Annotated in this window: 12 protein-coding genes; 6 read left to right on the top strand and 6 right to left on the bottom strand. The window is 71.5% G+C overall.

Features of this window, described 5'->3' with window-relative positions; translation table 11 throughout:
- Positions 1-185: 185 nt before the first annotated feature.
- The 3 genes from ABZ396_RS16555 to ABZ396_RS16545 form a co-directional block, all read right to left on the bottom strand.
- Positions 186-854 carry a DedA family protein gene (locus ABZ396_RS16555; protein WP_358918106.1) on the bottom strand — a complete coding sequence of 223 codons (669 nt, stop codon included), beginning with the start codon at positions 852-854 and terminating at the stop codon, positions 186-188.
- Between the two features lie 97 nt (positions 855-951).
- Positions 952-1737: a polysaccharide deacetylase family protein gene (locus ABZ396_RS16550; protein WP_358918104.1), complete on the bottom strand. Its 786-nt coding sequence runs from the start codon at positions 1735-1737 to the stop codon at positions 952-954.
- A complete protein-coding gene (locus ABZ396_RS16545; RefSeq protein ID WP_358918102.1) occupies positions 1734-3122 on the bottom strand; it encodes a glycosyltransferase in 1389 nt (462 codons plus the stop codon). Before ABZ396_RS16545 ends, ABZ396_RS16550 begins: the two co-directional genes overlap by 4 nt.
- Positions 3123-3264: 142 nt before the next feature.
- On the opposite strand from ABZ396_RS16545, the gene ABZ396_RS16540 reads away from it, so the two are divergent.
- Both ABZ396_RS16540 and ABZ396_RS16535 read left to right on the top strand, forming a co-directional pair.
- On the top strand, positions 3265-3690 hold the full coding sequence (locus ABZ396_RS16540) for a BlaI/MecI/CopY family transcriptional regulator (RefSeq protein ID WP_358918100.1): 426 nt from the start codon (positions 3265-3267) through the stop codon (positions 3688-3690).
- A gap of 4 nt (positions 3691-3694) precedes the next feature.
- Entirely contained in the window at positions 3695-4705 is a 1011-nt protein-coding gene (locus ABZ396_RS16535; RefSeq protein ID WP_358918098.1) for a M56 family metallopeptidase, read from the top strand.
- 184 nt (positions 4706-4889) lie between these two features.
- Here ABZ396_RS16535 and ABZ396_RS16530 read toward each other — a convergent pair whose 3' ends face one another.
- Together ABZ396_RS16530 and ABZ396_RS16525 are read right to left on the bottom strand one after the other, a co-directional pair.
- The gene (locus ABZ396_RS16530) at positions 4890-6368 is read right to left on the bottom strand and encodes a HAMP domain-containing sensor histidine kinase (RefSeq protein WP_358918096.1); all 1479 of its coding nucleotides are present in this window, start codon (positions 6366-6368) and stop codon (positions 4890-4892) included.
- Positions 6365-7198: a response regulator transcription factor gene (locus ABZ396_RS16525; RefSeq protein ID WP_358918094.1), complete on the bottom strand. Its 834-nt coding sequence runs from the start codon at positions 7196-7198 to the stop codon at positions 6365-6367. The genes ABZ396_RS16530 and ABZ396_RS16525 overlap by 4 nt, the downstream gene beginning before the upstream one ends.
- Positions 7199-7660: 462 nt before the next feature.
- On the opposite strand from ABZ396_RS16525, the gene ABZ396_RS16520 reads away from it, so the two are divergent.
- The 4 genes from ABZ396_RS16520 to ABZ396_RS16505 are packed head-to-tail and all read left to right on the top strand — an operon-like array spanning position 7661 to position 13536.
- Positions 7661-9268, top strand: a complete 1608-nt coding sequence (locus ABZ396_RS16520; RefSeq protein ID WP_358918092.1) for an IucA/IucC family protein — start codon at positions 7661-7663, stop codon at positions 9266-9268.
- A gap of 37 nt (positions 9269-9305) precedes the next feature.
- Entirely contained in the window at positions 9306-11018 is a 1713-nt protein-coding gene (locus ABZ396_RS16515) for an IucA/IucC family protein (RefSeq protein WP_358918090.1), read from the top strand.
- Entirely contained in the window at positions 11015-12226 is a 1212-nt protein-coding gene (locus ABZ396_RS16510; protein ID WP_358918088.1) for a type III PLP-dependent enzyme, read from the top strand. Before ABZ396_RS16515 ends, ABZ396_RS16510 begins: the two co-directional genes overlap by 4 nt.
- Entirely contained in the window at positions 12223-13536 is a 1314-nt protein-coding gene (locus tag ABZ396_RS16505) for an MFS transporter (protein ID WP_358918086.1), read from the top strand. Before ABZ396_RS16510 ends, ABZ396_RS16505 begins: the two co-directional genes overlap by 4 nt.
- A 34-nt stretch (positions 13537-13570) precedes the next feature.
- Here the strand turns inward: ABZ396_RS16505 and ABZ396_RS16500 are convergent.
- Positions 13571-13814: helix-turn-helix transcriptional regulator (locus ABZ396_RS16500; protein ID WP_358918084.1), on the bottom strand; the 244-nt coding region annotated here is incomplete at its 5' end.

The raw sequence follows: 13814 nt of genomic DNA, 5'->3' as shown, positions 1-13814 counted from the left end.
AGTGACTTCTCGGCACGGCGGATCTCGCCGGTGACGGACGATTGGTTCACAGGGCGCCGAGCGGTGAGCCCAGCCGCCGGGAGGCGATCCCTCCAGCCGGGGATTCCGGCGGGCTGCGCACCACAGTCGTCAGCGGCAGCCCGGTGAGCGTACCGGCCGCGCCGCGGGTCCGTCCAAGGCCGAGATCAGCCGCGCTCCTCACGCGCCCTCGCGGTCCGGCGGGAGCGGAGGACCTCGGTGAGCAGAGGGATCAGCGACACGACGACGATCAACGCGACCATCGGGAGCAGATAGCGGTCGACGTTCGGGATCGAGGAACCCAGCGCGTAGCCGCCGAGCGTGAGGCCGAGGCTCCACACCAGGCCGCCGATCACCTGCCACACCGTGAACGTCCGCACCGGCACACCCAGCGCGCCCGCCATCGGATTGAGCACCGTCCGCACCACCGGCACGAAACGGGCCAGGACGACCGCTTTCGCGTATCCGTACCGCTCCAGCAGTTCCTCGGCCCGCTGAGCTCCCTCGTGCAGGCGCTTGGAGCGGCTGCGTGCGAGCAGTGCCCCACCCGCCCTCCGGCCGAGCACATATCCGCACTGGGCCCCGGCCAGCGCTCCTAGGGCCGCCGCGATCAGCAACGGCCCCAGCGAGAGGTGAATACCCTGGCTGGCCGTACCCGTGCACAGCAGCCCCGCGGTGAACAGCAGCGAGTCCCCGGGGAGGAAGAAGCCGACCAGCAGCCCCGTCTCGGCGAACATCACCACGCCCACGCCCAGGACACCGAAGGCGGCCAGCAGTGATCGGGCGTCCAGCACGTTGACGGCCAGCTGTGAGGCGAGGTGCAGCGATGTGGTCATGGGCGCCGGGCCTTCCTAGAATCGACTACAGGCATGTAGACGGTCTGAACTGTAGACGATGGATGAGCGAGGAACGTTCCCGGTGCCCTAACGGCTGTCAGCGACCAGGCGCATCGCCATCGACAGGGTGAATCCCGTGATCCCCGGCGTTGCCCGGCCACCCGTGGTCGCTCAGCGGGCCCACCTCGAAGCCCCGCTGCTCGCACGTGTCGAGAATGCGGGGAAGGGCGCCCAGAGCCGAACGCCAGGCGCCGGGGGCGGAGGTGCAGTCCGAGTCGTGCAGCAGGATCGTGCCACCGCCGTCCAGGTCGCGGACCACCGTGCCGTGCACCGAATCCGGCGTGGCCCGTGATGTCCAGTCCTCGCCCCAGCAGGTCCAGAGCACCGGGGTGAGACCGAGGCGCCGGGCCGCCAGATGGGCGGCGGTGGACATGACACCGTACGGAGGGCGGAAGAGCGCGGGCCGGCGGCCGGTGATCTCGGCGACCGTGTCGCGGGCGCGGGCGAAGTCGTCGTGGGTGGCGCGCGGGCCGCGCAGCACCAGGGGGCGGTGCAGCCAGCCGTGGACGCCTATCTCATGGCCCGCGGCGGCGATCTCACGCACCAGGCCGGGAGAGCGTCGGGCTTCGCGGCCGAGCAGGAAGAAGGTGGCCTGCACGCCGTGCCTGTCGAGCAGTCGCAGGAAGAAGGGGGTGGACAGGGGGTCGGGTCCGTCGTCGAAGGTGAGCGCGACGTGGTTCGTCCGGCCCCGGCCGGAGAGGCGGGGCATGGCGCGGTTGCGCAGCGGCCCGAAGGTGGAGACGGCGGGCGCGGAGTGGACGACCGCGAGAGCGGCGGGCAGGGCGGCCAGGGCGGCCGCGCGCATCGGCCAGGACGCCGTCATGAGTGATGTCCTTCCGGTGCGTCGCTGTGGCTGGGTGTGAGGAGGTCCAGGTCGAGGGTGTGGCCAACGGTGCGTGCCAGGAGCGGTGCCTGGTCCGTCATCGCCGCCCCGGAGGCGACGGCGGACGCCCACACGGCGCAGGCCGCAGCGGTGGTGACCGCGAGCCGGCGCGATCGGACGCGCCGCCGCCCGACGGCCCGCGCGGTCAGGGGCGGCGGACCCGAGCGGTGCACGCGTGTGATCTCGGCCGCCGGGCCGTCGTCAGAGGAGCCGGCGAACAGTCCGAGCCCCGCTTCGCGCTGCCGCACCCCGAGTGGGCCGTCGGTCAGGTCGCACAGGACGCTCTTGAGGTCGGCGGGGTCGCGGATCCACACGGCGACCCCCGCCTCGTCCAGGGCCGCGGCGTTGGTCAGACCGTGCCCCGGTATGCAGCGGTAACTGGCCACGGGCAGCCCCGTGGCGAACGCCTCCAAGGAGGTCAGACCGCCCGCGTTCTGGACGAGGACGTCGGCGGCGTGCATCAGGCCGGGCATGTCGTCGACCCAGCCGTAGGCGTGCTCGATCCCTTCCGCACGCAAGCGCCGGGCCAGGGCCTCATTGCGGCCGCAGACGACGACCGGCACCGCGGCCCCGCAGTCGCGCAGCTCCAGGGCGACCTGCCGGACGGGCCCGACACCCCAGGATCCGGCGACCAGCAGAGCGAGCGGGGTGCCGGACGGCAGCCCGAACCGGGCCCGGGCGAGGTCGCGTTCCCGTGCGTCGCAGGGGCGGAACCGGGGGTTGGCGACCGGCCCGCACACCCGGACGTCCCGGGCCCCGGCCGCCCGTGCCTGGGCGGCGGGCACGGCGTGGGCCGCGAGGTGGACGTCCACACCGTCCGCCACCCACAGCGGATGCACCGAGAAGTCGGTCAGGTACGTGAGGACCGGGGCCGTCAGGCGTCCGGCGAGGCGCAGGCTGCCCAGCACGCGACTGGCTCCGGGGTAGGTGGAGACGACTGCCCCGACACCCGGGTGCAGGACCCTCAGTACCCGGTCCTCGGCGGCGCGGAGCAGGGCGCGGGCCATGGGGCCGCCTCCACCGGCGCGCTCGGTGCTGGCGTAGATGCGCTGGTAGGCCCAGGGCGCCTGGACGAGCATCCGGTGGTAGCCGTTGCTGATCGCCCGGCCGACTCCGGCGGGGAGCAGATCCAGCAGGTCGTACCGGTCGACGACCACCCCGTCGGCCGCGAGGCGGCGCTCCAGTTCGGCGGCGGCACCGTCGTGACCGGCGCCGACACTCGCCGAGACGATCGCGACCCGGCCGGAGTGCTTGGCCGCCGTGCGGGGCGCCGGCAGAAAATCCGCAGTCGCGAGTCTCGGAAGCGTACGTCCGGGATGGTCCATGGGCTTTCCTCTTACGCAGACGGGAGGAGGCGTAACTACAAGTTGTAGTAGTTCGCGGTTCAAAGCCCGGAGCATACCTCCTACAAGTAGTAGGAGGTCCCCGGGTAGCCTGTCCGAAGGCCAGGCGACGAAAAGAGGAACGGTGGATTACCTCAGGGAAGAAGAAGCCGGCGGGGCCGCCAGCAGGCGGGGCCGTGGCGAACTGGAGAGCACGGTGCTCGCCGCCCTCTGGTCCGCCGACGGCCCGCTGACCGCACGGCAGGCCCTGGAGCGGCTGCCGGGCGATCTGGCCTACACCACCGTGCTGACGATCCTGTCCCGGCTGTACGACAAGGGCATGCTCGTCCGGCACCGCGAGGGCCGCGGATACGCCTACGAGCCGGTCCGCGACGAGGCGTCCCACACCGCCCAGCGCATGAAGTCGCTGCTGGAGGAGGGCTCCGACCGCGAGGCGGTGCTGTCCCGCTTCGTCTCCGGACTCTCCGAAGAAGACGAGCAACTGCTCCACCAGTTGCTGTCCGGACACGACGGCACCGACGGCACCGGGCACTCCTACGGCGGGACGTGAGCCGGTGCTGATCAGCGTCTACGTTCCGCTCGCCGTCACGGCCTTGGTGACCGTGCTCGCACCACGGCTGGCGCGCCGGCTCGCCCCGCGCCCCGCGGCCTGGGCCCTGGCCTGTGCCGCGCTGGTGACGACGGTCGGCTGGACGGGATCACTGGCTCTGCTGGCGTTCACCGCGGTGGCGCAGATCCCCGAGGTGGCGGCGGAGGGCCGCTGGTCGGTACCCGCGCTGCGGGCCGAGGACCCGGTCCATCTCATCGTCGCGCTCGTCAGCGCCCTCGTCCTGGTGGCGGGAGCCGGCTCCCTGGTCCTCTCCGGCGTACGACAGGCCCGGCACCTCCTCTGGGCGCGGCGAGAGTGCGCCCGGCTGTCCGGCGACGGCGAGCTGGTCGTCGTCGACGACGACACCCCGCAGGCGTTCGCGCTGCCCGGCGCGCCCGGACGCATCGTGGTGTCCTGCGGCATGCTGCGCTGCCTCGACCACGAGGAACGCGAGGCCCTGCTGGCCCACGAACGAGCCCATCTCCGGGGTCGGCATCACGCGTTCCAGGCTGTGTGGCGCCTGGCCGCGGCGCTCAATCCACTGCTGCGGCCCCTGGCGGACGCGGGCGGCTTCGCCCTGGAGCGCTGGGCCGACGAGGAGGCCGCGGCGCGGGTCGGCAGCCGCCGGGTCGTCGCCCGGGCCGTCGGGCGGGCCGCCCTCGCCGCCTCGTCCCGCCCGTCGCGTGCCCCGGCGCTCGCCGTCACCGGCGGCGCCGTACCCCAGCGGGTCCGGGCCCTGCTGGCCCCACCGCCGCCTCGGCGTACGCTGCCCATCGCCGGCGGGGCCCTGCTACTGACCCTGTGCTGCGTCGGCCTGGCCAACGCCGCCTCCGACAGCGACAAGATGCTCGACGACGCCCAACGGGCCCAATGCGCCGCATCGGGCACGCACACGAACGCCCTGCCGCCCGAAGGCTCGTCCCACATCCCGGACGCCTGCTGCGGGCACCGGCCGCCGCGGGGTGGGCGCGAGTGAAGCCCTGACTCCGTGGCCGACCCCCGGTAGGGCGGTCCTGGCCCCTGGGCGGTTCGCGCCACTCGCGCCCCGATGGGCAGGGCCGCCCGCCCCGGCGCTGCAGGACTGAGGCACGTGCCTCACCCCTCTCGCGCCGGTTTCTGCGGCGGCCCGGCTTCGGGGAACGCGTGATGCCCCGCCGTACTCACCGCTCTGATCTGCCTACGGCGTGGTGACGCGGGCGTCCTGCGGAGTCGACGTCCGCCGGCGTGCCCAGGCGCGTCTGGTGAGTGTGGCTCCCCGCGTGCGAAAGGCGCACCACGGCGTCGAGCCCACCGCCGGTGGCCGGCTCGAGGGTGACCTCACCGCCGCCGGCGCGGGCGAGCTGCCGGACCATGGGCAGGCCGAGGCCAGTGCCGTCGTGGTCGGCGTCAGGGCCTCTCCAGAACCGGTCGAAAGCCTTCTGCCGTTCGGTCTCGGTCATGCCGGGCCCTCGGTCGATCACATGCAGCTCGGCCATGGGCGAGGTGCGGCCGCCTTCCCTCGGGGCGGTGAGGACGGCCAGCGTGATGGCGGTTCCCGGTGGGGACACACGCAGCGCGTTGGAGAGCAGGTTGTCGATGATCTGCTCCAGCGCTCCCGGAACCGCCCACACCCGGACGGCCGTCGCCCCGCGGACGGTGATACCCACGTCTTGTTCGTCGGCGAAGGCCGTCCAGACGGCCGCGCGGTCGGCGACGACGGCGTCGAGATCGACCGCTTCCGGTCTGATCGCGGAGTTCTCCAACCTGGCGAGTGCCAGCAGCCCCTGCACCATACGACTGAGCCGTTCCATCTCCGTCAGCGCCGTGTCGAGGCTGTCCTGGGCGCAGGGGGCGAGATACGGCTCGAAATTCTCCAGCCGCAGGCGCAGTGCGGTCAGCGGGGTTCTCAGCTGGTGCGACACCTCGGAGGCAAACGCCCGCTGAGCATGGAGCACGTGCTGCAGCCGGGTCGCGGTCGTCGTGAACGACGCGGCCAGCCGACGCAGTTCCGGCGGCCCGCGATCGGTGGCCGGTGGATCGGTGAGCCGGCCTTCGGCGAGTTGCGCGGTGGCGCGTTCCAACGCCCTGACCGGGCGAGTGATCGAGCGGGCGAGAACGAAGCCGATCAGGGTGGCGGCGGCCAGCACGCCGAGGCCGACGACGGCCAGCGCCAGCCAGGTGGCATGGACCTTCGCCGTGAGCGGGCCCAGCGGATACACGGTCCGCACCACACAGGGCACGCCGGCGCCGGAGCCACCGGGGACGGTGACGAAGAGGACCTCGCCGTCCGCGGACGGCTCGCGCCGGATACCGGTCGCGGGCCGATCGCGCAGCGCGTCGGAGATGTCCGGCTCGGCGGACAGGTCCTTGCCGACCAGGTCAAGAGCGGTGTCGGTGAGGACGACGCCCTTCTCGTCGGCGACGAGCACGCGGCTGCCGGTACGCCGCCCGTAGGCGCGGGCCAGGCCGGGGAGGTCGGCCGTCAGACCGTGCTCCATCCGCTCTTCGCAGACCGCGGCGAGCGTCATCGCCCCCTGCTGCGCCGTGCGGGAGAAGCGGGACAGCTCGCTGCGGGCGTAGAAGACACCGAACGGCACTTCGAGCGCGAGCAGGACGAGCAGTATCAGGCTCAGCTGGCTGAGCAGGATACGACGCGTCACCGGGGCCCTCCGCCGTGCGCCGACGCTGTGGCGGACGTGGCGGACGTGGCGGACGTGGCGGACGTGGCGCGCGTGGCCGACGTCGCGGACGTGACGGGCGTGGCGGACCTGGCGTCGGCGGGTGGCGGCGGCACGAGGCGGAAGCCGATTCCGCGGATGTTCTCGATCCAGGCGGAGTCACCGAGTTTGCGGCGCAGCGCGGCGATATGGACGTCCAGGGTCTTGGTGGGGCCGAAGTAGTTCGGCTCCCACGCCGTGTCGAGGATCTGCCGGCGGGAGCAGACGGCTCCGGGGTCTTGCGCGAGACAGGTGAGCAGGTCGAATTCCTTCGGGGCAAGGGCGACCGGGACCTCGTGCAGCTGTACCCGCCGGGTGCGACGGTCGATGGTCAGCGGGCCGATCCGCTGGACGTGGGGCATCCCGGGCCGGGCCGGGTCCGCCGACAGCTGCCGTTCTTCGGGGGGCGTGTCCAGCCCGACGAGGCGGGTGCGGCGGGTGACCGCACGGATCCGGGCGACCAGCTCCCGTACGCCGAACGGCTTCGAGACGTAGTCGTCCGCCCCCAACTCCAGACCGAGCACCCGGTCCACCTCGTCGTCCCTGGCAGTGATCATGATGATCGGCACCGACGAGCGGGCCCGGAGCGCGCGGCAGACATCGATGCCGTCCATGTCGGGCAGCCCCAGGTCCAGCAGCACCATCGCCGCCTCCGGTGCGGCGAGGCCGTCGGTGCCGCTTCTGGCGTGTTCCACGGTGAACCCGAAACGGCGCAGCCCCTCCGTCAACGGTCCGGCCACCCGGTCGTCGTCCTCGATCAGCAATACACGCATGACGGAAGGCTCACAGACTTCGGCCGGAGCGTGTGGCGCAAACGCCGGAACCTCCCCCGAGCCGGTGATCCTTTCTTCGCGGCCAACCGGGTTCACCACGGACGGCGTAGCCGCTGAAACACGATGCGATGGCGACAGCCAGTACGCCGGCACGTGGATCAAGCGGAGAACCAAGAGTTTCGAACAGCGGCGGATGCCGACACTGCCCCCGCGGCAGGCAAGCCCTCCCCGTAGCCGACGGGTTGAGGGCCACCGCGGGGTTCAGCCGTCCGGGCCGGAGTCGAAAACTGATCCAGCGTCATGCCGTGTCGGATGAAGCGTCCGCCGCGGAACCGGCTGGAGTCGAAGGGAGCACAACACCTCCTCGAACGATTCCGGGATCGCCGTTGCATTTGCTCTGGCAATTTCCTTGATCGTCGTCGCCTAGCGTCGGTTACACGTCCGGTGCCGCTGGAGCACCGCGTGACAAGCGCCCCCGAGCACCTGGGACACCTCATGCCCATTGATGAACTGCGCCGCACCCGGCCGGACCTGGTGGAGTCGTTCACGGCCGCGCTCCCTGGAGCCCGGGCAACCGTGCTGGGCCGCCTGTGGGGCGCTCTCTCACGAGAACCCGTGCCGGGGGTGACCGGACATCACCGAGCCTCCGACCGTCTCGTGCTCGATCTGGAACGGGGCGGCTCGCTGTCGGCGGCCTGGTCCTGCGCGCAGCCGTTCGCAGAGATGCCCGCGGACTTCACCGTGTCCGGGCCCGAGGGACCGATCACCGGCCCGGCGGAGCTCCTGGCCGAGCTGGGCCTGCACAGTCCCGCGGCGGAACGACTGGCGGCCGAACTCAACAACAGCGTGGTCAACCTGGCCTTGGCCAGGGCCGCCAACACAGACCGGACGGCCCCGCCCAACGACTCGGCGGACGCCGAGCAGGCGGTGGTCGAGGGCCACCCACAGCATCCCTGCTGCCGGACGCGTACCGGTATGTCGATCGCCGACGTGCTCGCCTACGCTCCCGAGCACCACCCGGTCGTCCGGCTGGCGCTGCTCCGGGTCCCGGCCGATCGCTGGCAGGGATCCGGCGTCTGGCCCGGGCAACTGCGCGACGGCGACACGATCCTGGTCCCGCTGCACCCCTGGCAGCGCGACCATGTGCTCGCGCACCATCCCGACCTGGCCGTCGTGAAGGAGACGATCCCGGCCCGGCCGTTGCTGTCGTTGCGCACCCTGGCACCACTGGGCTTCCTGCCGGGCTGCCACATCAAGACGGCGCTCGACGTGCAGGTCACCAACTACCGGCGCACCATCTCCCCGGCCGAGGTCGCCGACGGGCCCCCGCTGTCCGACCTGGTCTCGGCCCTCCTGGACAAGTCCGGTTACTACGGCAGCCTGCGCATCCTGCGTGAGCTGGGCGGCGGCGCGGTGTGTGTGGACGGACAGCCCTCGGCGAGCCTCGCGGCGATGATCCGTGAGTCGACCGAGAGCCACCTCGGCGCCGGGGAGATCGCGGTTCCGCTCACCGCCGTCCACGCGACGGGAGCAACCGTGATCTCGGGAGATCCGGTCCACTGGCTGGCGGACTTCGCCGGACTCGTCCTGCCGCCCGCACTGACCTTGCTGTCCATGGGGGTGGCACTGGAGGCCCACGGCCAGAACACCCTGGTCGTGCTGCGAAACGGGCGGCCGGTGCGGGTGCTGTACCGGGATCTGGACGGCGTACGCGTCAGTCCACGGCGCCTGGCCCGGAGCGGCTTCACGCTGCCACCGCTGCTCGGCACCCGCGCGGGCGACGACGTCGACGCGCTGCACACCAAACTGTTCGGCGGCCTGATCAGCGGAGTCTTCAGCGAACTGGTCGACGTCCTCAGCCGGACACACCAGGCCGATCCCCGGGCGCTGTGGGGTGCGGTGGCCGAGGCCGGCCGCCGGGTGTACGCGGGCGAGCCCAACCAGGCAGACGCGGCGGCGTTCTTCGGCGACACCATGCCGCTGAAGGCGACCATCGCCATGCGCCTCTCCGAGAACCCGGGCAAGGCGCGGTGGACATCCGTTCCCAACCCGCTGGCCCTGTGCCGTTGAAAACCGACACCGATCGTCGTCCCACTGGAGGGACCGTATGACCACCGGTACCGCACCCGACACCAGGTTCGCCACCACAACCGTCACCGCACCGGCCGGCGAGCCGACCCGGATGGCCGACGCCGTCACCGCCCACACCCTGCTCAACTGCCTGATCCGTGAGGTCTCCGCCCCCGAACACCAGGTGACCGTCGTCGACGGCCACCTTCTGCTGCGTCTGCCACGCCGGGGCCTCCTGCTGCGTTCCCGACTCCGACGGACCTCTCTGATCGGAGCGCACCGCTTCCAGGGCCCGGTGCAGCGGCTCGACGACCACGCCTGGGTGACCGTGGGCTGGAGGGAGCTGGCCAGTTACATCCAGGGCGAACTGGAACTGCGCACGGGCGTCGCCAACGACGAGTTCCTGGCCCAGGTCGCCGACAGCCACGAGACGATCCGCACCGTACTGCAGGAACGGGCGGGCGTCGCGCCGCACACGGACCCGTACGTGGCGTCGGAGCAGTCCCTGGTGTTCGGCCATCGCTTCCACCCCACTCCCAAGGCCCGCACCGGCGACCCGGTGGACTGGCTGGCGTACGGCCCGGAGACCGGCGCGCGCTTCCGCCTGCGCTACCTGGCGGTGCGCCGCCATCTCGTGGGTGAGGAGGGCGAACTGCAGGAGATGGACGCGCTGCACCCGACGGCCGACCCGGAATTCACGATACTGCCGGTGCACCCCTGGCAGTACCGGCTGCTCCGGGGCCACGCCCGGTTGCGAGAGGCAGTGGCCGCCAGCGACATCGTCGACCTCGGCGTGAGCGGACCTGAGCTGGTGCCGACCGCATCGGTGCGCACCCTGTACCACCCCGACAGCGACACCTTCCTGAAGTTCAGCCTGAACGTCCGCCTCACCAACTGCGTCCGCAAGCACGCACGTTACGAACTGGCCGGCGCCGTCGCCCTCAACCGGCTGCTCCAGCCCGTCTTCGCCGAGCTCACCGGCCGCTTCCCCGGATGCGCGCTCCTGGCCGAGCCCGGCTACCGCACCCTCGACACCGACGGCGACCTCGACCTACTGGAAGGTCTCGGCGTCATCGTCCGCTCCGGCCTGCGCCACCACCTGCGTCCCGGGGTGACACCCCTGCTCGCCGCCGCCGTGGCGGACGAGTACCCCACCAGCCCGGCCCACGTCTCGCATCTGCTGGCGCGCGGCGACGGCGACATCCTGGCCTGGTGGGACACCTACCTACGGCTGCTGCTGCCACCGGTACTGGCCGCCTACTTCGAACACGGCGTCGTACTGGAACCCCACCTGCAGAACGTCGTCGTCGGTGTGAACGCCGACGGCACACCGGCGCAGATGTTCTTCCGCGACCTGGAGGGCACCAAGCTCCTGCCCGGGCATCACGAGCGCACCCTCGGCGGCCTGCCGGAGGACGTCCGAGGGCCCCTCACCTACGATGCCGAACGCGGCTGGAACCGGGTCGCGTACTGCCTCCTGGTCAACCACGCCGCCGAAGTGCTCGGCGCCCTGGCCGACCTCGACCCGACGCTGGAACCCGCCCTCTGGGGCCGGCTCCGTGACCACCTCGGCGCCTACGCCCGCACCGCCGCCGAGCCGCCACGCCTGCGTGCCCTGCTGTCCGGAGTGCCGCTGCCCGCCAAGGCCAATCTCCTCCTGCGCTGGGCCCGCAAGGCCGACCGGCACGCCACCTATGTCCCCCTGCCCAGCCCGCTCGGCGCGGACTTCCCCCGCGAGGTGATCCGGTGAGGCCCGCACTCCTCGACCTCGTCGGCAGGATGACCGCCGACGACCTGCCCGCCTACGTCTACGACCTGCCGGGTCTGCGCGAGCACGTCCACGCCATCCGGGCCGCCCTGCCGGAACGCGTCGAGTTGCTCTACGCGGCCAAGGCCAACTCCGACCCCCGGATCCTGCGGACGCTGGCCTGCTACGTCGACGGGTTCGAGGTGGCCTCCGGCGGTGAGCTGAGCCACGTCCGCTCAGTGACTCCCGATGCGCCGATCGCCTTCGGAGGTCCCGGCAAGACAGAGACAGAGCTGATCTGCGCGCTGAACACCGGAGTGGAGCGTCTGCACATCGAGAGCGAACACGAACTGCGTCTGGTCACCACCGTGCTGGGTGACGGGCTCGTCGACGTCCTGCTGCGCGTCAACCTGCCCGTCGACCCCGGCCAGGTCGCCCTCGCCATGGGCGGCCGGCCCAGCCCCTTCGGCATGGACCCCGCGCGACTGGACCACTGCCTGGAGGTGATCGCGTCCGACCCACGCATCCGGCTGCGGGGCCTCCACTTCCACCTGGCCAGCGGACTGCGGGCGCACGCCCAACTGGCCCTCACCGACAAAGTCCTGACCTGGACCGAAGGCTGGGCTCGCGAACGCGGAGTCCACCTGGCCGAGGTCAACGTCGGAGGGGGGATGGGCGTCGACTACGCGCATCCGCACAAGGTGTTCGACTGGTCCGCCTTCGGCGAGGGACTGCGCCGGATCCTGGGCCGCCATCCTCACCTCACGCTGAGGATCGAACCCGGCCGCTCGGTCAGCGCCTACTGCGGCTGGTACGTCACCCAGGTCCTGGACATCAAGTTCAGCCGGGGGCAGGCGTTCGCCGTGCTGCGTGGAGGCACCCACCATCTGCGCACCCCGGCCGCGAAACAGCACGACCAGCCCTTCGAGGTGATCCCCGACGACGAATGGCTCCCGCCCTGGAACCGCCCGGAAGCCCGCGATGAGCCGGTGACACTGGTCGGACAGCTTTGCACGCCCAAGGACGTCCTGGCACGCGGCGTCATGGTGGACCGACTGCGCATCGGCGACCGAGTCGCCTTCGCCATGGCCGGCGCCTACGCCTGGAACATCTCCCACCATGCCTTCCTCATGCACCCCCACCCGACCTTCCACCACCTCGACGACGTGGAGGCGTCCGTCCCGCGCGGCTACGCCCCTCAGATGTCATGAGCGCGGTGCTCGCCACACTGACCGTCCGGAACTTCCGCCGCTACCTGCTCGGGCAGCTGACCTCCAACGTCGGCACCTGGATGCAGCGCGCCGCCCAGGACCTGCTCGTCCTCCATATAACCGGCAACAGCGGCGGCGCGGTCGGCATCGTGACCGCCCTGCAGTTCCTGCCACAGACCCTGTTCGGACTGACCGGAGGCGTCCTCGCCGACCGGTTCCCCAAGCGGCGGCTTCTGCTTCTCACGCAGACCGCCATGGGAGCGCAGTCGCTCCTGCTCGGAGTGCTGACCGTCACCGGAGCGCTGAACCTGCTGTCCGTCTACGCGCTGGCCTTCGCCCTCGGCACCGCCACCGCCGTGGACAGCCCCGCCCGCAACGCCTTCGTCTGCGAACTCGTCGACCGCGAGCGCGTGGCCACCGCGGTCAGCCTGAACTCCGCCCAGTTCAACGTGGCCCGCATCCTCGGCCCCGCCCTCGCGGGCCTGTCCGTCGCCGCCTTCGGCGCAGGCCCCGTGTTCCTCCTGAACGCCGTCTCGTACCTGGCGGTCCTCTACGGTCTGATCACCATCCGTACGCACGAGCCGGGCGATCTCGGCAGGTCCTCACCGGACCCCACCACCCGGCTGCGTGACGCCTTCCGGGACATCGCCGCCACCCCGGAGCTGCTCCTGCCGATCTCCGTCATCGGCTTCGTCGGCACCTTCGGCCTCAACTTCCAGGTCACCATCTCGCTCGTGGCCATCACGGTCTTCCACTCCGGTGCCGCCGCCTTCGGCTACCTCTCCGCCGCTTACGCCTTGGGCAGCCTTGTCGGCGCGCTATACGGGGCGAGCCGGGGGAAGCCCCCCACCGCACGACGGCTGATCACCACCACGGTCGTCTTCGGGGCACTCGAAGCCGCACTCGGCCTGATGCCGGACTACGGCACGTTCATGGCCCTGCTGATCCCCACAGGCTTCGCCGCCGTGATCGTGACCACTACCGCCAACGCGCTGACTCAGCTTCATGCCGACCCACGCCTGCGAGGCAGGGTCATCTCCGTCTACTTCCTCGTCCTCCTCGGCGGCACCCCCATCGGCGCCCCGCTGGTCGGCCTGGTGTCGGACACCCTCGGCGCCCGATCGAGCCTGATCCTCGCCGGCGCCGTGTCGGCCACCTCCGCGCTCGCTGTGTCCGCCTTGAGCACCGCGCGGATCCGACGGCTCACCCGGATCACGGAACCTGTGTCCCAAGCCGGTTCCCCCCTCACCGGTGACCCCGGCACCCCCGTCTCGGCTCAACCGGCAAGACACCGGCAGGCCGACCTGTGACGTGGGGCTTCAGGGGCGCCGAGATGCTCTCGGGTCAGGAGGTCAGCGTGTGTGAGGGCAGTTCTCCGAAGCGAGCGCGGTAGTGCTGGGCGAAGCGTCCCAGGTGGTTGAAGCCCCAGCGGTAGGCGACATCGCCGACGGACGTGTAGGCCGGGTCGGCCTCGGTGAGCTCCGCACGCACCTGTTCCATGCGGACCTCGCGCAGATAGGACATCGGTGACATGCCGACCTGCCGGCGGAAGCACTCCTGCAGCCAGCGCTCGCTGACTTGCGCGACG

The organism is Streptomyces sp. NPDC005866, from assembly GCF_040629895.1.
Taxonomy (GTDB): Bacteria; Actinomycetota; Actinomycetes; order Streptomycetales; family Streptomycetaceae; genus Streptomyces.
Note: the sequence above shows the minus strand (reverse complement) of the source record. Positions and strands in the feature narration are given on the sequence as shown.

Excerpts from the sequence above, each read along its gene's own strand:
- ABZ396_RS16550 (WP_358918104.1), bottom strand. The coding sequence starts at position 1,737 with ATGACGGCGTCCTGGCCGATGCGCGCGGCCGCCCTGGCCGCCCTGCCC.
- ABZ396_RS16525 (WP_358918094.1), bottom strand. The coding sequence starts at position 7,198 with ATGCGTGTATTGCTGATCGAGGACGACGACCGGGTGGCCGGACCGTTG.
- ABZ396_RS16555 (WP_358918106.1), bottom strand. The coding sequence starts at position 854 with ATGACCACATCGCTGCACCTCGCCTCACAGCTGGCCGTCAACGTGCTG.
- ABZ396_RS16545 (WP_358918102.1), bottom strand. The coding sequence starts at position 3,122 with ATGGACCATCCCGGACGTACGCTTCCGAGACTCGCGACTGCGGATTTT.
- ABZ396_RS16505 (WP_358918086.1), top strand. The coding sequence starts at position 12,223 with ATGAGCGCGGTGCTCGCCACACTGACCGTCCGGAACTTCCGCCGCTAC.
- ABZ396_RS16515 (WP_358918090.1), top strand. The coding sequence starts at position 9,306 with ATGACCACCGGTACCGCACCCGACACCAGGTTCGCCACCACAACCGTC.